At 43.4% G+C, this 19,913-nt stretch carries 19 protein-coding genes and 3 pseudogenes; 6 read left to right on the forward strand and 16 right to left on the reverse strand.

Annotation, left to right across the window (positions count from 1 at the left end):
- Positions 1-57: 57 nt before the first annotated feature.
- The gene (locus MMY81_RS29075; protein WP_252315571.1) at positions 58-1,062 is read right to left on the reverse strand and encodes a LacI family DNA-binding transcriptional regulator; all 1,005 of its coding nucleotides are present in this window, start codon (positions 1,060-1,062) and stop codon (positions 58-60) included.
- Positions 1,063-1,318: 256 nt separating this feature from the next.
- On the opposite strand from MMY81_RS29075, the gene MMY81_RS29080 reads away from it, so the two are divergent.
- Positions 1,319-2,149, forward strand: coding sequence for an STAS domain-containing protein (locus MMY81_RS29080; RefSeq protein ID WP_252315572.1), 831 nt, complete (start codon positions 1,319-1,321; stop codon positions 2,147-2,149).
- 30 nt (positions 2,150-2,179) lie between these two features.
- On the opposite strand, the gene MMY81_RS29085 is transcribed toward MMY81_RS29080, so the two are convergent.
- From MMY81_RS29085 to MMY81_RS29125, 9 genes are all read right to left on the reverse strand, one after another.
- Positions 2,180-2,326, reverse strand: a complete 147-nt coding sequence (locus MMY81_RS29085) for a hypothetical protein (protein ID WP_252315573.1) — start codon at positions 2,324-2,326, stop codon at positions 2,180-2,182.
- A gap of 135 nt (positions 2,327-2,461) precedes the next feature.
- Positions 2,462-3,502: a Gfo/Idh/MocA family protein gene (locus MMY81_RS29090; RefSeq protein ID WP_252315574.1), complete on the reverse strand. Its 1,041-nt coding sequence runs from the start codon at positions 3,500-3,502 to the stop codon at positions 2,462-2,464.
- Positions 3,499-3,666: a hypothetical protein gene (locus MMY81_RS29095; protein WP_252315575.1), complete on the reverse strand. Its 168-nt coding sequence runs from the start codon at positions 3,664-3,666 to the stop codon at positions 3,499-3,501. Before MMY81_RS29095 ends, MMY81_RS29090 begins: the two co-directional genes overlap by 4 nt.
- 103 nt (positions 3,667-3,769) lie before the next feature.
- A complete protein-coding gene (locus MMY81_RS29100) occupies positions 3,770-4,561 on the reverse strand; it encodes a Gfo/Idh/MocA family protein (RefSeq protein ID WP_252315576.1) in 792 nt (263 codons plus the stop codon).
- An 18-nt stretch (positions 4,562-4,579) separates the two neighbouring features.
- Positions 4,580-5,407 carry a carbohydrate ABC transporter permease gene (locus tag MMY81_RS29105; protein WP_253076158.1) on the reverse strand — a complete coding sequence of 276 codons (828 nt, stop codon included), beginning with the start codon at positions 5,405-5,407 and terminating at the stop codon, positions 4,580-4,582.
- The gene (locus MMY81_RS29110) at positions 5,404-5,736 is read right to left on the reverse strand and encodes a carbohydrate ABC transporter permease (protein ID WP_252315577.1); all 333 of its coding nucleotides are present in this window, start codon (positions 5,734-5,736) and stop codon (positions 5,404-5,406) included. Before MMY81_RS29110 ends, MMY81_RS29105 begins: the two co-directional genes overlap by 4 nt.
- A gap of 210 nt (positions 5,737-5,946) precedes the next feature.
- The gene (locus MMY81_RS29115; RefSeq protein WP_252315578.1) at positions 5,947-6,336 is read right to left on the reverse strand and encodes a carbohydrate ABC transporter permease; all 390 of its coding nucleotides are present in this window, start codon (positions 6,334-6,336) and stop codon (positions 5,947-5,949) included.
- A 52-nt stretch (positions 6,337-6,388) separates the two neighbouring features.
- Positions 6,389-7,687 carry an extracellular solute-binding protein gene (locus MMY81_RS29120; RefSeq protein ID WP_252315579.1) on the reverse strand — a complete coding sequence of 433 codons (1,299 nt, stop codon included), beginning with the start codon at positions 7,685-7,687 and terminating at the stop codon, positions 6,389-6,391.
- A complete protein-coding gene (locus MMY81_RS29125; protein WP_252315580.1) occupies positions 7,681-8,457 on the reverse strand; it encodes a sugar phosphate isomerase/epimerase family protein in 777 nt (258 codons plus the stop codon). Before MMY81_RS29125 ends, MMY81_RS29120 begins: the two co-directional genes overlap by 7 nt.
- Positions 8,458-8,655: 198 nt before the next feature.
- Here MMY81_RS29125 and MMY81_RS29130 point away from each other — a divergent pair, with 198 nt between their 5' ends.
- Both MMY81_RS29130 and MMY81_RS29135 read left to right on the forward strand, forming a co-directional pair.
- A complete protein-coding gene (locus MMY81_RS29130) occupies positions 8,656-8,844 on the forward strand; it encodes an AraC family ligand binding domain-containing protein (RefSeq protein WP_252315581.1) in 189 nt (62 codons plus the stop codon).
- A 176-nt stretch (positions 8,845-9,020) separates the two neighbouring features.
- Complete coding sequence (locus MMY81_RS29135; RefSeq protein ID WP_252315582.1) at positions 9,021-9,425, forward strand: helix-turn-helix transcriptional regulator; 405 nt, start codon at positions 9,021-9,023, stop codon at positions 9,423-9,425.
- Positions 9,426-9,686: 261 nt separating this feature from the next.
- Here MMY81_RS29135 and MMY81_RS36375 read toward each other — a convergent pair.
- The 4 genes and pseudogenes from MMY81_RS36375 to MMY81_RS29155 form a co-directional block, all read right to left on the reverse strand.
- Positions 9,687-10,193, reverse strand: a pseudogene (locus tag MMY81_RS36375) (alpha-L-arabinofuranosidase C-terminal domain-containing protein).
- On the reverse strand, positions 10,150-11,022 hold the full coding sequence (locus MMY81_RS35975) for an alpha-N-arabinofuranosidase (protein ID WP_252315584.1): 873 nt from the start codon (positions 11,020-11,022) through the stop codon (positions 10,150-10,152). Before MMY81_RS35975 ends, MMY81_RS36375 begins: the two are co-directional and overlap by 44 nt.
- 154 nt (positions 11,023-11,176) lie before the next feature.
- Positions 11,177-12,886, reverse strand: a complete 1,710-nt coding sequence (locus MMY81_RS29150) for a SulP family inorganic anion transporter (protein WP_252315585.1) — start codon at positions 12,884-12,886, stop codon at positions 11,177-11,179.
- A 226-nt stretch (positions 12,887-13,112) separates the two neighbouring features.
- Positions 13,113-14,015 carry a macrolide 2'-phosphotransferase gene (locus tag MMY81_RS29155; RefSeq protein ID WP_252314194.1) on the reverse strand — a complete coding sequence of 301 codons (903 nt, stop codon included), beginning with the start codon at positions 14,013-14,015 and terminating at the stop codon, positions 13,113-13,115.
- Between the two features lie 423 nt (positions 14,016-14,438).
- Between MMY81_RS29155 and MMY81_RS29160 the strand changes: the two genes are divergently transcribed.
- Positions 14,439-14,615, forward strand: coding sequence for a hypothetical protein (locus MMY81_RS29160; RefSeq protein ID WP_252314193.1), 177 nt, complete (start codon positions 14,439-14,441; stop codon positions 14,613-14,615).
- Positions 14,615-15,355: a nucleotidyltransferase gene (locus MMY81_RS29165; protein ID WP_252314192.1), complete on the forward strand. Its 741-nt coding sequence runs from the start codon at positions 14,615-14,617 to the stop codon at positions 15,353-15,355. The genes MMY81_RS29160 and MMY81_RS29165 overlap by 1 nt, the downstream gene beginning before the upstream one ends.
- A 115-nt stretch (positions 15,356-15,470) precedes the next feature.
- On the opposite strand, the pseudogene MMY81_RS29170 reads toward MMY81_RS29165, so the two are convergent.
- A pseudogene (locus MMY81_RS29170) lies at positions 15,471-17,055 on the reverse strand (L-lactate permease).
- Between the two features lie 246 nt (positions 17,056-17,301).
- Positions 17,302-19,055: pseudogene (locus MMY81_RS29175) on the reverse strand (glycoside hydrolase family 3 N-terminal domain-containing protein).
- 241 nt (positions 19,056-19,296) lie between these two features.
- Between MMY81_RS29175 and MMY81_RS29180 the strand changes: the two are divergent.
- A partial coding sequence (locus tag MMY81_RS29180) for an asparaginase domain-containing protein (RefSeq protein ID WP_252315586.1) occupies positions 19,297-19,913 on the forward strand: 617 nt, incomplete at its 3' end.

The raw sequence follows: 19,913 nt of genomic DNA on the forward strand, positions 1-19,913 counted from the left end.
ACGTATTCAAAGGTTATCAAGTTTTTTGAATTTTGTAAACTGTTTTTAAATATTTTTTTACGTTGTGCCTCTTTCTACTAGTTCCGGTTCCATAATTTCCTGAACATGCTGCGGGGCTTTTTCTTTTGTCTTAATGAGCTCTATCAGTCTTTCTACGGCTGAAAGGGACATCATTTTATGTTTTTGGGAAATGGTGGTTAAATCAATAAAAGGATTGGAGGATAAATGAATATCATCAAAGCCAATAACTGCCAGGTCTTCCGGAACCCTGATATTCATTCGTTTACATTGTTCCAGCACCGTAACCGCAATTTGATCCGATGCGGCAAATACAGCCGTTGCGGGATGGGGCGGGGATAGAATGTTTTTTAAATACTTTTTTATTTCTTCTGGTTCTATCGTGTCGTTGTACAGCAGGCCGGGATCATATTCTATTCCCTGCTCTGTAAGCGCCTGTTTGTATCCTTCCATTCTTTCATAAAGCGTGGAGTATTTAGCAGGCGGCGAAATAAAGCCGATGCGCTGATGATTCTTCCGGAATAAATAATCCATCGCCATTTTTGCGCCTCTGTTATTATCAAGCACAAAATAATCGCAGAGACTGTCTTCCATTCTCGTATTGAACAGTACTACAGGCGTTTCGGATTCGTACAGCCTGTCCACTTCTTCTTCGGTTCTTTCCACCGAGCCGATAATAATGCCCTCCACCCGCTTTCCTACAAGCATATCGATGGATTTTTTTAAGTTTTCTTTTTCGTGATCTGTGTCCGATAAAATGACATCAAATCCTCTTTTCCGTGCTTCACTGATAATAATTTTTGCTGTTTCGGCAAAAAAGGAGTTGGAAATATCACCGACGATCAGCCCTATCGTTGCTGTTTTGCGCTTAGTCAGGCTTCTGGCTACTTCGTCGGGTGTAAAACCCATCTCTTCAATAGCCTGCAGTACTTTTTGTTTTGTATCCGAGCGGATGTAGGGATAATTATTGATGACTCTGGAAACAGTAGATTGGGATACTCCTGCTTTTTTTGCAACGTCGTTCGACGTAACTGTTATTTTCATATGTAATGGCACCTTTTTTATTTTTGTCGTCAGTACATTCACTGCTTTTCTTATTAAGCATATTTTCTTCTATACCCTTTTTCAATCTTTTTGAAAAATCCGGACCCTGATATAGAGAGCAAGGTCCTATTTTTACTCGAATCGATGCAATAATTAGCCTGTACTTCAGGCTTCTGCTAAAATTAAGACATGACTCATTTTTACAATAAAGGAGAGGTCATCCTTCTTTATTTATAAATTCCAAGGAGCTGTGACGATGAACGCTGTGCAAATTGCCTCTTTAGGAGAGGGCATTTTTCAACATAGAGAACAAATGGCAATAGAAATAGGTGAATTTCTTCGTTTTTCCCGTCACGGTCTGGAAAGTGAAGAAGTGATGAAAATACGCGCCAATTTTATCGGATTGATTGGACAGGCGTTGTCCAGACATGAGCGGGAAGAAGCGCTGGAAGAAATCAGCCGCTGGGGAGTGGAGTTTGGAACATTTGCTGCAGAGCAGGAGCTGCCGTTGGATGATGCACTGCAGTTTCTGCCCCACTACCGGGAAGCCATCTTCCGTTTTATTCAGCAGGAAATCGGAGACGATCTCCTTTCGTTCAACGCATACCACGCGATTGAATCAAAGGTGAATACAGCTATTGATGAGGCAGTGTATACCTTTTCCAAAGCCTATGTAGACCACAACCGGAAAGCGGCTGAGCTGACGCGCCAGGAAATTCTTGAGCTGTCTGTTCCCATTGTGCCGCTCACCGATGATGTCGCCGTGCTGACATTGATCGGCTCGCTGGATGCCTGCCGGGCAAAGCAGCTGCTTGAAAAAACATTGGAGAAAGGCAGTGAGCTTGAGCTTTCTTACCTCATTGTCGATTTATCCGGTGTCCATCAGATGGATAACGTGGTTTCCAGTAGTATTCTACAGCTGCATCAGGCTCTGAAACTGCTCGGAATTACGGTGATTCTCTCCGGCATGCGCCCGGAGCTGTCCCAGCAGATTGTAACCCAGGGTATTTCGTTAAAGCAGCTTCGCATCACACGAAGCCTGCCGGAAGCTATGATTTCGATTGGACTTTATATAAATAATAACTAATGATTATTTTATGACTAAAATGAGGCTTTTTCAAAGAATGATTGGTACCATGGTCGATTCCAGGCGGACGCGTTCGGCAGGCCATGCCTCAGCTAAAGAGTAAGAAACGTCCTCTTTATCTTCACCGATGGCTGGTCTGCTCGAGTCGCCGCCTGGTTCACCTTTACTTCCGTTCAACCTATTAAAATCAACAATCAAATTATCTAAAAAAACCTCAGATTCCTTTAAAAAGGAATCTGAGGTTTTCCGCTTATTTTCTCTTTTATTGTGTTGCTGCTAAAATCAAGAATACATTGCTCCTATTTTATACACTTATCGATTCATCGCAGTCTCTTCCATTTTTATAATCTCCCGTTTTTCATTGGATTGAAGTGCACCTAGAACTATTTGTAACGATTTCATGCCTTCTGTTCCATCTATTGGAGGTTTCACATTTTCCAAAATACATTCTACAAAATGATCTACGATGTGAGTTGTTGTCTGCCCTCCTTCTTCATTTGATTGAATTGCTTTTAGTTTATGTTTTATTATTTCTCCATCAAGCTTTTGTATGACTAATGAGTGTGCCGGATCATCTTCCATTCTAACTATACCATTCTCACAATACAAAATAGTGGAGTTATCATGAGAAGCCCCATATGCCCAACTTGAAGTGATCGTTCCAATAATACCTGTTTCCGTTCTGACGATACATACAGCATTATCATCTACATCACTGTTTTGTTTTGCGTTTTTTTCTACAAAAGCTGCTACATCAATAAATTCTTCTCCCAGTAAATATCTCATTAGGTCCGCCTTATGCACGCCCAAATCTCCTAATGAACCTATGTGAGCTTTGTCTTTTTCAAAAAACCAGCTGTCTGCTCCATCTATGCTCCAGTTTTCAGGACCACCATGTCCAAAAGTCGTTCGGAAGCTAAGCACTCTGCCAAGTTCTTGATTTTCTACAATAGCTCTGGCTCTTATATGAGAATCAACAAACCTCTGATTATGGGCAATCATTAATTTTTTGTTATATTCTTCTGAGACTGCTATCATTTCCTGAGCTTCTTCTATTGAGGTAGCCATTGGTTTTTCACATAAGACATGAAGATTATTTTCCAAAGCGTAAATAGTCACTTCTGCATGCAGGTAATTAGGAAGACAAACAGAAACTGCATCTAATTGTTCTTGTTGAATCATCTGCTTATAGTCTGTATAAGCCCTGGTTCCATATTCTTTACTTGCAGCGTCCACCCTTTGTTTGTTTAAATCACATAAAGCTACAAGCGAAGCATTATTATTATCTTTATATTCCGGAAGGTGTCTTTTTTTGGCTACACTTCCACAGCCAATTATTCCGACTTTTATCATATTGAGCGCTCCTCTGTTAATAGATAATTTGTTTGCAGATTGTAGTACTTTCTTGATTTTATAGCTAGATGAAACCCCTCAAGTACTTCGAGAACATGCAAGCCTAAATTTCCGTTTGCTTCATGATATTTATTACTTTCAATTGCCTCTGCCATATTAGCCAAACCCATGCCCCTGCCATTAAATCGATCCTTTTTGTATATTCTGTTTTCCCAGCCATTGGATTTATCTTTAATAAGAAGAACTTCACCGCTGAACGTATTGGGATCAGGTATAATGATTGTCCCTCCAGTTCCATAAATTTCGATATTTAGGTAAGGCAGTGTTCATCACATCAAAACTAGTTACTAATGTTCCGACTACCCCATTTGAGAATTCCAGACTGCCTGAGATATGAGTTGGTGTTTCTACATTGATTTTCGTTCCTTTTTTATATCCTTCAGCTATTTCGCGATCAATTGGAACCATACCGGCGGTTGCTGAAACCGACCTCACCGGGCCTAATAAATGGACGAGTGCTGTTACATAATACGGTCCCATATCATACATCGGCCCGCTTCCATGTTGATAAAAAAATTCAGGATCAGGGTGCCACTTCTCAGGACCTGACTTCAGCATAAAAGCATTTACTCCTATAGGCCTTCCTATCTCGCCATCATCAATTATTGCTTTGGCTGTTTGTATAGGGTCTCCCATAAATGTATCAGGAGCAACACCAACCCTCACACCACTTTTATCCGCAAAGTTTAATAGTTCCTTAGCTTGGCAACTGCTTATGCTTAATGGCTTCTCTACATATACATGCTTTCCGGCTGCTACAACTGCCATACAACTATTAAAATGAGCCTTAGGCGGGGTAAGATTGAGAATTAAGTCAACTTTTGCACTGTTTATTAATTCAGAAACACTGTAACAGGAAATCCCATGCCTAACTGACGTTTCTAAAGCTCTACTGTTATTTAAATCTGCACATCCAACTATATTGATATTATTTAAATAAGAAGTATTTTCTATATACACGTTACTAATATATCCACAACCTAATATACCTATATTCAATAGCTTCCACCTCGTTTTTTACCCTTTTACTGCCCCGCCTGTGAGTCCTTTTACTACTTTTTCCTGAGCTAATAAAAAGACAACAATAACAGGAATACTGGCAAGGGTCAGTGCCGCCATTAATCCCGGTACATTGACCGAAAATTCCCCGTAAAAGTTCTGAAGACCAAGCGGGAGCGTCATATTGCCAGGACTGCTGATTAGAATTAAAGCAAAAATGAATTCAGTCCATAAAAAGACGAAATTATAAATAACAATTGTTGCAATGGCGGGTGCTAAATTGGGGAACATTATTTTCCAAAATAATTTCCAGTGATTCGCCCCATCCATTTGAGCAGCTTCTTCCAATTCTTTCGGAATTTCCTGCATGAATTGAGTCAAAATAAAAATTGATATAGGCAGACTAAATGCGATATAAGGTCCTAAAAGCGCAAATAACGTGTCATAAAGCCCCATATTTTGCGTCAATACAAAAATTGGTATTAACGTCGCGTGAATGGGAAGCATCATCCCTGCTACGAATAGTAGAAATAACGGTCTATTTAATTTAAAGCGCATCCGGCTTAGTGGATAACTTGCCAACGATGCTACAAAGACAACCAATATTACCGCTGACACTGTTATCAACAAACTGTTTACAAAATAAGTGGTAAGACCCATATCGAATACCGCTACATAGTTCTGAAAAGTAAACGATTCCGGGATTACTTGAAAGGGATTTACGAAAAACTCATTCATGCTTTTTAAAGACGTAGACACCATGTATAAAAAGGGATAGCCTGTGAAAATGAGCAAAATAACAACCATTACATATAAACTCGTCCGCTTTATTAAACTAGTAATCATGAGAGGATCCCTCTTTTCTTACGCTTATGGTCCATGAATTGAATAACAAGCACACAGACAAAAGCTATTAAGAACATGACTGCAGCTATAGTACTCGCATAACCCATGTTGAAATTAACAAATCCCTGATTATACATATATGTTCCTAATATCTCTGTAGCATTACCAGGTCCTCCGCCAGTCATGATATAGAATATATCGAAAGCTTTTAAGGAGCCGACAATAGCTAATATCGAAGAAGTTACGATTGTCGGCATAAGCGAAGGAAACGTAATATAAAGAAATTGTTTCCAGCCATTCGCGCCGTCGATCTGTGCCGATTCATACAATTCGGATACCCACCATGGCTGCCTTAAATAAAATCATGTAAAAGGGAGAGAACTGCCAGATAACTACGATAAGAATTGCTACCATAGCTAAATTTGGATCTCCCAGCCAGTTAAATTGGCCGAGCCCTAATGCGGAAGTAAATTGATTAATGGGGCCATTGCTGGGATCATATAAAAAGATCCACAGCAAACCAATGGCAACAGTCGACATTAAATAGGGGAGAAGAATATGACATTTAACAATCTTTTTCCAATGATTGGTGAAAATAAAATCAACGCCATGATTAAACCCAGTGGTATTTGAAAGAATATAGACACCACAACTAACAAAAGGTTATTTTGCAGCGCCTGCCAAAAGCTGGCATCATTGAGAAGCGTTACATAATTCTGAACTCCAATAAATTCACTTTCTCCGCTGACTCCACTCCAGTCCAAAAGACTGTAGTTAAATGTTGCCAATATGGGATAAAGAGTATAGACCGCATAAACCAAAAGTGCTGGGAGCATAAAACCCACTATAACCCACGTATTTTTCTTTATGCGCTTTTTTTTATTAGATGTTTTTGCAGCTTCTGACTGTTTGTATGCCACATCATTCATTAGGAACACTCCCTTTACGTTTCAGAAATAAAATGGACGAATACATACGCATTTACTCCCGGGTACTTTCAGCTTCTGATTCCATTCGTTCAGCGGCTTCTTCCGGTGTTATGCTTAGTCCAAAAACTTCCTGTACAGAATTTAGGTGTGTTTCAGCTAAAGAAGGAGGCAGGGTCTGATCATAGGGCATTTGAATAAAATCTGCTTCTTCCACTAATTCATTAAACTGTTGTACGAATGGATCATCAGATACAATTCCTTCTAATCCGGAAAGACTGGACGTTTTTTCCACAAAATCCTGTGCTGTCTCTTCACTGGTCAAGTATTCGATTAATTCAATTGATTCTTCTTTATGTTCTGTATTTTCAAATACAGAAAGTACCGGCGAAACAGAACCATTTAAATTAGTTGGATTCCCTTCACCTTCTTCTACATCAGGAAAAGTGAAAGCACCAAGATTTTCTTCAAATTCTGGAAATTCATCTCTTACGTTGTTCACAAATGTGGTTGTCATCAGCATCATGGCCGCTTGTTCTGAATACATTAACTGTCTTCCCTGGCCTGCATCATAAGGAATACCATTGAATCCTTCGTTAAAGCCTCCCATTTCCACCAACTCTTGTATCTTTGCTCCAGCTTCAATAAAATCTTCATCAGCAAAGCTTCCTTCTCCCTCTAGTGCTTCGGCGAATAAATCAGAACCTCCCAGTCGATCTGCAAAATACATGTAAAAGTAGCTGCCTGGCCACTGAGTTTGATTTGTTAATGCATAAGGATCATATTCACTTTCTTTTAATACTTCAATAACTTCTTTTAATTCTTCATATGTTTCTGGCTCTTCTAAGCCGAGTTCATCAAATATTTTTGTGTTATAAAAATTCATCGTCAGCGAAAGTCCAAGGGGAAGACCATATACTTCATCTTCGTAAGTGGAATTATCCATCGCCAGATCTAAAAAACGATCCGTATTTACATCTTCTTCACTTAGATTCAGTACTTGATCACTGTTAACAAACTCTCCAAGCCAGCCCCCTCCCCATGAATGAAACACATCAGGGGGATTTCCTCCAGACATAGCAACTACCATTCTCTGCTTATAATCGTCATTAGGGATTCTCAGTGCTTCTACTGTCACCCCTGGATTATCGTTTTCATATCTCTCAATAGCATTTAAGTACACTTCTTCTTTGGCTCCTGTTTCTATGTGCCAGAATTGAATGGTGGTGTCTCCGCCTTCAGTTCCTGCCTGGTTTTCTTCTTCCCCTGTCTCTACGTCTCCTCCCCCGCAGCCCGACACAACGATCATGCTTCCCATAAGTACACCGTATAAAGCATTTCTCTTTTTCAACATAACTCCCCCTTATATTTGACTGCTATGTTTTTCAAATACTCCATGCTGATTGCTGCACTCTCAAAAGCGGTTTTCTTTGTTTTATCCTGCTCTACAATAAACCACTCTGCACTCGACTGTTCCCCATGTTTAATAATATTTTCTACATCTAATCCTCCTGTACCGAGTTCCGCAAAAAATTGTTCACCATCCATCGTCATATCTTTTATATGAATTCTTTTCATTCTGTTTTTATAGCGATCAAGCCATTCCACCGGGTCATGCCCCGCTTTTTTGAGCCAATATACATCCAGCTCTGCCTGTACCCATTCAGCATTCGTTTGCTGCAAGATATATTCTAAAGGGATTATTCCATCTGTTTCAGTTAGTTCAAATGCATGGTTATGATAACTAAAGTAGATATCGTGTTTTTTGCATAATTTACCGGTATTATTCAATACCTCTACTACTTCTTCGTATCCTTTTATACTTGTCCGTTTCTCCTCTGGAATAATTGGACATACAATGCTATTACTCCCAGCTTCTTTTTGATATGCAATAACTGCTTCTAAATCATTCTTTAAGATTTCGTAAGGAATATGGCTTCCTGCATTTTCCAAACCTAGAGTTTCCATTTTAGTTCTAAGCTCTTTTGCTTTATAGTCACCGAAATACCCTGCAAATTCTACACCCTCATATCCTAAGTCTGCTATTTTTTTTAATGTGTTATCGAAGTTCTGTTTTGCTTCGTCTCTCAATGTGAATAATTGAATTCCTATTTTTTTATTCAACGTTAGTCCTCCTATTGTTGGTAGCGCTTACATAACTATTAAAAAAAATTTAATCTCTTCTACTCCTTTCTTTAAAGGGTTTTATTGCGTTTTGATTCTATTTTTATGTTATAGCAACTATTCTGAAAATTATATAGATGATATTATCAAAACATGCATTATTTTACTTTTGATTTAAAAAAAGGGAGAGTGATATATATGACGGACATCTATTGTGATTACTCTTATCATCATAAAAGCTTCTCTAACAGCCACATTTATGGATTGAAAAACTACTTACTTAGATTACAAACGGAAGGAAAAAGCAAAATATTTTTAAATGGAACCTGGCATTCTGTTAAAAAAGGAGATCTTCTGTTAGCTAAGCCTGGGATTATTATGAGTTAACAGTAGACTCTAAAACGCCTAGTGGGGATTATTATATGTATTGTAATAATATATGGATGGATCAATGGTGGGAGAGGACTAAATGCTCTTCTTTTACTCGAATTGGGTTAGATTCAAAATTAATTTCTTTATGGAATCACCTCATTATAGAAATTCGGCGTCCTGTCCTCCAAAAAATGGATAAGGATTTGATCCGGCAGCTGTTTCAAACGCTTTGTTTGTATTTGGAAAGAACGATTCAGGAAGCATCCCTCACTTCACACAGGCCTTATGTTGTTACTCAAATGATGCATTATATTGAAGAATACGCGATTTACAATTTCACTATTCAACAAGTTGCATCGCACGTAGGACTGAGTGTCTCAAGAGCCAGCTACTTATTTAAAAGCACCCTTGGCCAGTCTATGATCGATTACGCCATGGATATCCGATTGTCAGCATCGGTTAATCAAATGATGTACACTTCAATGACACTATCTAAAATAGCAGAAAACTGCGGTTTCGGTACCTATCCATATTTCCATCGTGTATTTAAAAGAAAATACGGAATTTCACCGGGAGCATATAGAAAACGCGATTAAATTATAAGATGAATAATCTCACATATACAAAAAATCAGCGGGTTATTATACCGCTGATTTTTTAGTTATCTTGTCTGGATTTTTTCTGGTTACAACTTAATCCGCACCATATTCCATGACATGCGAGGCAGTTCAGCCTTCATCATGGTCTCTTCCATTACGGCATTCTTTGTTATGAGGGGCCACTTCTTTTTATCTTTCGTGTTAACAGCTTTTGGATAGTCATGTTCCAAAACGATGTGCTCGATAATTTCTGCTTTTTCAAAGAACGAAGGTCATAGGTAACCGATTAATTTTTCCTCCAGATGCCTGTTTGTCATAAACAGCACCAATTCCTTTTTTTTCATTTAATACGACGGCACTATCTAAATAAGGCACCTCCGTAAACTCTTTGGAATCATATTTGTCGGAATGAATAATCGGCTGGAGCGCTTTGCCGCGGCCGTATACGGACAAAATAATAGTAGGGATAATAGATCGTCTGCTTCCAGGCTTTGCCCTGGTTTCCGTCATAATTGGTGCAATAACGTTAACGAGCTGTGCCATGCAGGCAATTTTTTACGCGGTCCGCATGGTTAATCAGAGTATGAAGCATGTTCGCACTAACAGGGCATCTTCAAACGTATACACATCCTCCAGTTGAGGAGGCGCAATCTGCCAAGGCTCCAGCTGTTGATCGGCTTCACTGGAGTGGAACCAGACGTTCCATTCATCAAAGCTAAGGTTAACGGTTTTTTTGCTGCGCTTTTTTCGCCTTAATGTAATCACACGTGGAAACGACCGTTCGTATGAACTGATCCATATCCAATGATTTGGCTAAAAAGTTCGCCGTATCATTTTCGTGGTTGCCGTAGTATTGATGAAGCGAAATATGATCAGCAAATTCATACGTATGCGACAGCGTCGCTGCTTCCCATTCCGGGAATGTCGGCATATCAGCACCTGAGCTTCCGCAGCTCACCAATTCAATTGAAGGATCCACTTGTTTCATGGCTTTTGCTGTTTCATACGCCAGACGTCCGTATTCCTCCGCCGTTTTTCCGCCAAGCTGCCACGAGCCATCCATTTCGTTTCCGAGACACCATGTTTTAATATCATGAGGCTTATCATAGCCGTGTTTTTTCCTTAAATCGCTGTAGTAGGTTCCTCCGGAGTGATTGCAGTACTCCAGCAGATTTCTTGCCACATCTATTCCTCTTGTGCCGAGGTTAACCGCCATCATTACGTCACTGCCGGCCCTTGCCGCCCAGTCTACGAATTCATTGGTTCCTACGTGATTCGTTTCGATCGTTCTCCAGGCCAGCTCCAATCGTCTCGGCCTTTCTTCTCTCGGCCCCACTCCGTCTTCCCAGTTATAGGCTGACACCATGTTGCCGCCCGGATAGCGGATAATCGGCACCTGCAGGTCTTTCACCAGTTCCATTACGTCCCGGCGGAAGCCCTGGTCATCGGCCTCCGGATGATCTGGTTCGTAAATGCCCCCATAGACCGCCCTTCCCAGCTGTTCAATAAAGGACCCGTATATTCGTTTATCTATCGTGGAAATCACAAAATCTTTATCAATCGTGACAGAAGCTTTGGGCTGCCTGGTAACCATCGTTCATGCTCCCCCTTTTATTGATACCGTTTACATTTCATTTCACTTAATTCATTCACCAAACTAAGTATACTGTACTAAAATTTACTTAGAATGACAAGATAACCTTCCATATATCAAAAAAGCCATCCCTCTTTCCCAGGAATGGCTGTTTCTAGATCATAAAGTCATTCGGACCTTTTGCACGTCTCTTTTCGCCGGGAGACGGCAGACGCACATTCATCTGTTCGAGAATATGCTCGACGCTCTGGTAGCTGACCCGCTGCCGGAGATCTTTTCTCCATTCTGCTTTCGCGATGGTGTCCCGGACGGAGCCTTTTACATTAGCAAGATAAAAGGACATGCCGGTTTCCTGCTGGAGCTGCAGCAGGAATTCCTCCAGCTGTTCGACGGAAGAGGTGTCCATGTCGTTCACCCCGGACATATCGATGACCATCCAATAAATATCCGGCCGCTTCTCAGCGAGCTCCCGGACGTGTTCTTCTACGTAGGAGTAATTCGCAAAGTGAATGTTGGAATCAATCCGCAGGAGCATTCCATTTCGAAAGGTCAGCGCCTCTGGAAACCGGCGCCGGTCCCGAAACTCGCCTTCTTCACTTAAGTAGCCGAGTTCCGCAATATTGGGCTGCATGCTTTGCCGGATAATAAACAGCAGCGTAAACACTGCTCCAATAATAATGCCCCACTGAATACCGACAACCAGCGTTGCAAAAAACGTCAGCACCCAGACCCAGCCTTCCAGCGGCCGAACGTCAAACAGGTGCTTCGCCTGATGCACATCGACCAGTTTGTATACTGCTGAAATAATAATCGCGGCAAGCACGGCATTGGGCAGGTAGTAAAACATCGAGGTAAAAAACAACAGCACGATCAGCACACCGACGGCAGTCAGTACGGATGCCGCTTTCGTCTGTCCGCCGGCTTCGTGATTGACGGCCGTCCGTGAAAAGCTTCCGTTCACGGGAAAGGCCTGGAAAAAGGAACCGACCAGGTTCGACATTCCGAGCGCCTTAAGCTCCTGGTTCGGCCGCACCGCGTAATGTTCTTTTTTGCTGATGGCACGTCCTATGGAAAGGGACTCCATAAAGCCCATTAATGCAATGACTACAGCCATTGGGAGAAGGTTGATTACCATGCTTCCAGTTACTCCCGGCAGAGCGAATATAGGAAGTCCTGCCGGAATCTGTCCGACAATCGCAACGCCGGCATCCTGCAGGCCGAGAAATATGACCGCTCCGATCGCTAGAACAATCGCCAGCAAAGGCGCCGGAAGCCGCGGCCATTTGTTTTTCAGCCACAATATCAGCAGGAGGCTCAGGGTACCCAGCAGCACGGTATAGCCGTTAATGCTGTTCCACTGGCTGCCCAGATCGTAAAGAATCGCATGCGCGCGCAGGTTTCCTTCCGAGTTTACCCCGAGTAGATGATTCAGCTGACTCAATCCAATAATAATCGCCACAGCGGACGTATAGGCGCTGAACACCGAATGAGGAATAAATTTCACAATAAATCCGGCTTTACCAATCCCCAGCAACAGTTGGATAAGCCCAACCATGGCGGCTAAGACAATTACATACTGAATATATTCACCGGAATTCGCCGGTGCATAAGCGGAAACAGCGGTAAACACGAGCAGTGACGTGATTGCCACCGGGCCGACAGACAAATGCCGGGAAGAGCCAAGCAGTGCATAGACGAGCATGGGAATCGTGGCCGCGTAAAGCCCCATCTCCGGTGGCACGCCGGCAAGCAGTGCGTATGCCATTCCCTGCGGAATAATCATCACCAGCAGCGTCAGGCTGGCAAGGCTGTCTTTTTTGAGTGTATCGATATCGTAAGAACGGATGTCTGCCAATTTATTCATCTCTCTCACCCGCTTTCTGTCCTGCTCCGGGTTCTTACGAAATATGTATAACGATTTATCGTTTTATTTAACTGCTGTATTTTAAAATAGGTGAATCAAAGCCTATTATAACGTATTTTCTCCAGAAAAACGGAATGGAAATACTTCAATTCAGCTATCCGATGATAAAAAGCCGCCCATAACGCTTAGAAAGCGAAACGGACGGCGTTCTCTATTTTTCGTAATTCTACTGCGGATCCGCCACTCCCAGCATCTGCCTGGCCATGTCTTCCATCTCTTTCAGGCCGGAAGACTGGGCAAATTCTGCGACAACGACCGCCTCAGCCGCTCTTAGTTCCGTAATATGCTCTACCAAGCGAGGCCACGTACGGCCGCCCGCCTTCTCATAGGCATCGATTACTTTATTCAGACCAGCTTCCCCAAAAATAAGGTAATGCGCTGCGAAATCACGAGACACATCGGTTACCGCCGCTTCGGTCCAGTCAATCAATCCGGTCGCTTCCGCCTGCGGATTAATGAGAATATGGCCCGGGTGCACATCGCCGTGCGTCAGCCCGGTATGGTCCGGCCAGAGAACATCATCAGCAAGCCATTTCTGCCAGCGCTCCCACAGCTCCCGGCTCACACCAAAAGTCTGCTTGACCTTTTCCATTCTCGCCGCCATTGATTGTCTCGCTTCAATGTGGTCATGCATAACGATACCTGCCTCTTTCACGTGTGCCGCAGGCATACGGTGCAGATCCGCAAGCAGTCGTCCTAATGAGGTATGATAAGCGTCCGGACTGTTTTCGATATCAAACTGCCACACATAGTTTTGGATAGCTGGATCAATCGTCCCGGCAGGCACGCCGCCGAGCTGTTTATACGCAACCAGTTCATCTGTGAAAACCTGCCAGTCGGGCGCTTCAATCGATGTATAGCAGTTTACCGCATTGAGCACGGCTTTTTCCTGCTTCGCTTTTGCCATCGAATCGCTTCTGCGTGGAATACGCAGAATCCACTTTTCTCCCGCTTTGTCCTCGGCGTGAAACACCTGAAAATCCAGACCTGATTCATTTGCCTGCAGCGTGTCTTCTATTACATCCAGTCCATTTTGTGCGGCAAGCTGCTTTACTTGCTGTTTATTCATTATTTTCACTTCCCCTTTTTTGTATAAATACACTTCAGAGCAAACAAAAGAACAAATCCTGCTGGTTTTAGTCATAAAAAAAAGAAAGAAAAGCAGAAAAATCTGCCCTTCTTCCCTGGATACTCTTAAGCCCGGTGAAGGTTATTAAAAATGTGCAGACTGCTCCCGTTTACTCTGCTGAAAAATGCAGAGCCCTTGAACGTATAAAATTACTTGTTCAAAGCGGTAAGGCGCAATCTAATAGCTGCAGTCATTTTTAACAACCCTCCTTTTCCTTCAGTACTGCTTATTATATAGAGAGAAAATCGGAAAGTCAAAATCTCTAATATATATAAAAAGAAGCTGTCTATTCCATTGTATTTTCCAGACCATTCTTCTGCTGCATGTTATATAATAGAAAGAAATTAGAAGGGAGCATACATCATGCGTTCATTTACAGTAAAGCAAATAGATGAATCGACTTCTAAAAATCAAGCTTTGATAAAAGCTGTTTCACGTGCTTCCTTTTACCCAGAAGAAGAAATGAAGCGCACCAGGCCAAGAGACCCTGAGGAAGCTTACTATCTCAAAAAATTCGAATCTGAAAGAAACTTGAAATAGTGACTGACAGCATAAATTTTTTATCTTCCCGCCGAGCATTGGAAAAATTGGTTCAATATCAAAACGAGTTAGAGAATCCTAATGAATCTATTAGAGACATTCTTCTAACTGTTGCTGGTATTTTAAATGAACAATTTACCATTCATAACATCGAAGCTATTGTAGTAGGAGGAACTTCTGTTGAACTTTACTCTGATGGCCAATACACAACAAGAGACTTGGATATTTTTTCTGATGAAGAAGCTAAGATTGTAGAAATTATGAAAGCTCTTGGTTTTGAAAAAGTAGACCGACACTTTGTCCATTCTTCTTTAGCCATTTATGTTGAATTTCCTTCTGGTGAGTTTAAAGGGGATAAGAATCATGTAATTGAAGTATTTTATAATGGTTATACAATCAAAATGATTGGAATGGAAGATATCATTATAGATAGACTGACTAATGCGGTCAACACCGGAGCACCTGCCGATTTGGAATGGGCAAGAAAAATGATGACAGCTCAGTTCGATAAAGTGAATTGGCGCTTCTTTACTAAGGAACAACTATCTAAAAAACAGTATGGTTTAACAAAAGACCATATTGAGAGGATTCTTTATTTTATAGAGGAAACTAATATAACTATTCAGGAATTTAAAGAAGGAAACACCTCCAACAATTTACAAAAATCCTTATTAGATTTACAAGTACTACGTGGAGACATTTCAGTAAAAGAAGCAAAAAAACATAGAGAAGAAATATAATTATCGAACAAGAGATGGCATTTTGCCATCTCTTGTTTTGATATTTTAGAATATTTATTCGCGACGTGAATTACATAATCTTTTCATTTCCCTGGAGCGCTTTCAAAGCCAACCGTCAAAACACATTCATCACGATGAAGCCGCCGATGCCTGCGAGCACGCCGTAAATCATGGCAGGTGCGAGTGTTTTGCGGATGACACTGCCCTCTCTTCCTTCCATGCCGACAACCGCACTGGCCGCTACCACATTATGAATACAGATCATATTCCCCGCGCCGGAGCCGACGAGCTGTGCGCCCAATACTGTATTGACGTCCACGCCGGTGGAGGCAGCAATGCTGTATTGAATCGGAGAAAATGTGAGCGTGGACACGGTGGCACTGCCGGTAATAAACGAGCCGAGCATGCCAAGAAACGGGGCCGCGAAGATCCACATCGGTCCGAAGGCCGCGGCCATGCTTTCGGCAATATACTCAGGCATGCTGATAATATTATTAGCGTTCATGCCGGAGTTGCTGAACACATGCACCATCGCAAGGGTCGCAAACAGCGTAATCCCGGTTATCTTAATGGTCGATAACGCGTCTTTCGCCGACGCGGTAAAATTGCGGAACGAGCGGCGGTGGATCAGTACAGCGAGAATTGCAGTTACCGTCAGGATAGCACCGGGAGAGTACAACAGCTCCCACTCCGAGTTCACTCCCTCCACGCCTAATATGTTCATCCATGATAAGTTAATCGCGCTGGTCGTAAATTCCTCGAGCGGCGGTACGACTCTCGTAAGCAGCAGCAATATGACGACAATCACATACGGCGACCAGGCGGTAAGCAGGCTCATGTCTGATTTTTCCGTATCGATCGTAAAGTCATCCTGCAGCGCATCCGTCCACGTTTCTTTTGGAAGCAGCCAGCCTTTTCTGGCGGTGATTGCTGCGACCGTAAGACCAGTAAGAGAACCAAGAATCGCTACAAATTCCGGACCGAACAGAGATGCGTACAAAAGCGCAGAGCTCGTATACACCGCACCGATCATCAGTGTCCATGGCAGCAAAGGCCATACTTCTTTGACCCCTTTTCCCTTACCGAAAAACAGCACGAGCACAAAAACCAAAATGGAAGGTACAAAGGTGCCGCCGAACAAATCAATTAACGTCACGGTCACCCCAACCTCCTGAAAAAAGGCAGTTCCGGCTTCGTCAAGCGTACTCAGGCCGACAATGACCGGCGTTCCCACTGCACCAAATGCAACAGCCGAGCTGTCCGCAATAAGAGCCGTTGCGACAGCCGCAAGCGGCTTGAATCCAAGCGCCACCATCAGCGGTGCCGTAATCATCGCGGGCGTTCCAAATCCAGCCACTCCTTCAATGAGCGATCCGAACAAAAGGCTACAATAACCAGCTGCACCCTCATGTCCGCCGATATGCTCTGAAATCCCTGGTTAATTCGGTCCACCGCGCCGTTTTTCCGCAGCGTATTCAGCAGAACAAGTGCGCCAAATAAGATCAGCAGGATCGTCAGCGTCTTATGGGCTCCCTGCAGAATCGAAGACAAAATAACCCGGCTTTCCATGCCCCAGAACAGCACCGCCAGAACAATAACAATAGCGGCGCTCAGCGACATTCCCTTAATCGCAGGCATGCGCAGCAGAACAAGAAAAGAAACGGAAAAATAACGGCGCTTAAAGCGGTCAGCATTAGCATAACGGTATCTCCTTCAGCGGATAAAAATGCGCTTTCATTTTTAGGAATCAGATTAACCCCTATAAAAAATTTCACCTATATGTAAAGCACATAATAGGAAATCTAATTCATAAGATCAGGTCATCTGATGACTAGTTTAACCTATCTCTATTTTACCACTATGGGAAATCGCTTTCAATTTCATTTTTGTCTTTCTTGTGTCTATTAAAAAAGAAGAACCCGCCTCGCTGCGGATTCTTCTCGTTGTTAATCTATTTTAGCGTTGCATGCTTCTATGAGGTCTCTTAGGTTCTGCTCGGTAAAATGGCCGCTGCTGAAATTAATCAATCCGCGGAGCGGCATTTCCTTCATCATGGCTTCCATCATCGGATCGGCTGCTTCGCCGTCTTCTACCATCTGCTGCGCAAATAGGTTATTAGAGGCCAGAGAGGACAGATGCTCCTCAAGTACCGGCTTGAGGTCAGGATGAGCCGCCACTTCCCCCATCGTGGAGTTACGGTGTATCTCGGTCATCGGACGGGTATCTTCTGAGATCTCCACCTCCGTCTGGAGGAGAAGGTCACGGGAAGACGCGCCTATAGATAAAGTAAACGTGCCGGGTTCCACAATCCACCGGGCAAAGCCATCATGATAATAAGAAAAACTGCGCTCATTCAATTCGAATGTTACGTCTTTGGATTCACCGGGCTCCAGATACACTTTCGTGAAGCCTTTCAGCTCCCGCTCCGGCCGTTCCAGCATGCTTTCCTGATCCGTTACATACAGCTGGGCCACTTCTTTTCCTGCCCTGGATCCGGTATTGGTGATCGTGCATGTTGCTGTAAGATCGGTACTTCCGGATTCCTTCTGGTCAACCCGAAGGCTGCTGTAGGAGAAGGTCGTATAGCTCAGCCCGTAGCCGAATGGAAACAGCGGCGTCTCTCCTTTGGCATCGTAGTAGCGGTAACCGACATACAATCCTTCGCCGTAGGTCACGCTGTCTTTATTGCCTGGGAAATGCAGATAGGATGGATTCTGCTGCAGCGTCACCGGGAAGGTTTCTGCCAGCTTGCCGGACGGATTCACGCGGCCGTCTGCACCGCAAAATCATGATGCTCCTTTTTATCCACGCTCCGCTTTTGGGATAGGCCTTTTTCCGCTTTGTCTGCAAAAGCAAGCATCCGCTCTACGGTGCGGTCAAGCACGGCTTCATCCAGCGTTCCATCTTCAACAGCGTCCTGAATTGCTTTATCTCCCACGCCGCCGCTGGACGGCATTTCCAGGTCCATTCCGGCTTTGAGGCCCGGCACCCGTTCGTTGACAGCGCCCCAGTCGGAGATGACAAATCCTTCAAATCCCCAGTCGTCGCGAAGCAGTTCCGTCAGCAGCTTATGGTTTTCTGAAGCAAAAACACCGTTTACTTTATTGTAGGAGCACATTACTGACCAGGGCTGGCTGTTTTTGACAGTTGCTTCAAATGCAGCCAGATAAATCTCATGAAGCGTGCGCTCATCCACCCGGGCATCAACGGTCAGACGGTGGTATTCCTGATTATTCACCGCAAAGTGCTTCAAAGACGTACCAATTCCTTCCTGCTGCACGGCGTTAATATAGGCGGATGCCATTTCGGAGGACACGTAGGGATCCTCTGAAAAATATTCAAAATTACGCCCGCATAACGGAGAACGTTTGATGTTAATCCCCGGCCCGAGCAGCACCGCTACATCTTCGGCTCCTGCTTCATGCGCCAGACGGCGTCCAACCCCTTCCATCAACTCTCTATCCCAGCTGCTCGCCAGTCCTGCCGCTGTTGGAAAGCACGTAGCCGGCACGCTGTCGGACAGTCCCAGGTGATCAGCACTGCCCCCCTGCTTGCGAAGACCGTGCGGACCGTCAGTTACCATAAATCCGGGAATCTGATGCTCATCTATGTTCTGCGTGTTCCAGAAATTCTGTCCGGAACACAGGCTTGCTTTCTCTGCAAGACTCAGCTTTTGTACTAATTCTTTGTATGATGCCATACGTATCTCCTCCACTTTTTTATACTTAGATGCTCTTTTCTTATTTCCATATTGTTACACTTTCATACAAAATGATAGTAGTAATCGATACTATCAACATCCATTTTGACTTACTGTCGCAAAGATTAATTGTTATAAAATGTCACACAATTTGTCATGTTTCCCTCAAAATCCGCTACACTTGAAACAACTACATACAAGGGAGCGATCAGTTATGAGGAAGAAACATAAGGCGGCAGTAATGCCAGTAGCTCTGGCATCGGTATTAGGATTAAGTGCATGGGCGGTGTATACCGGCGAACCTGTGGGGTTGGTAGAAGCTGATTCTGCGGTCGAAGAAAATAACGAAACGGCTGAGGCACCTGAGGCAGCTGAAGAAAGCAAACCGAATATTGAAATCATCGCAACTGGAGGCACGATTGCGGCTGTAGGAGACGAAAGAACGGACCTGGCAGACTACACTGCAGGCGAAATAGAAATAAACGAGTTAATCGAAAAAGTACCTGAACTTAACGATATTGCCAATGTAACCGGCCAGGATTTTACTGGTGTCAGCAGTAACGACATCGATAATGACATCCTCCTTGGCCTGGCTCAGGAAGTAAATGAACAGCTTGCTTCCGATGACACCGACGGCGTGGTCATTACGCACGGTACGAATACGCTGGAGGAAACGGCTTATTTTCTTAATCTCGTCGTTGACAGCGAAAAGCCGGTCGTTATGGTCGGCGCAATGAGGCCGGATACGGCGATGGGGGCAGACGGAGAGCTTAATCTGTATAACGCTGTCCTCTTAGCTGGACACGAAGAAGCAAAAGACAGAGGCGTCATGATCTCCCAGAATGACCGCATCGGCTC

This window comes from Sinobaca sp. H24 (genome assembly GCF_023845525.1).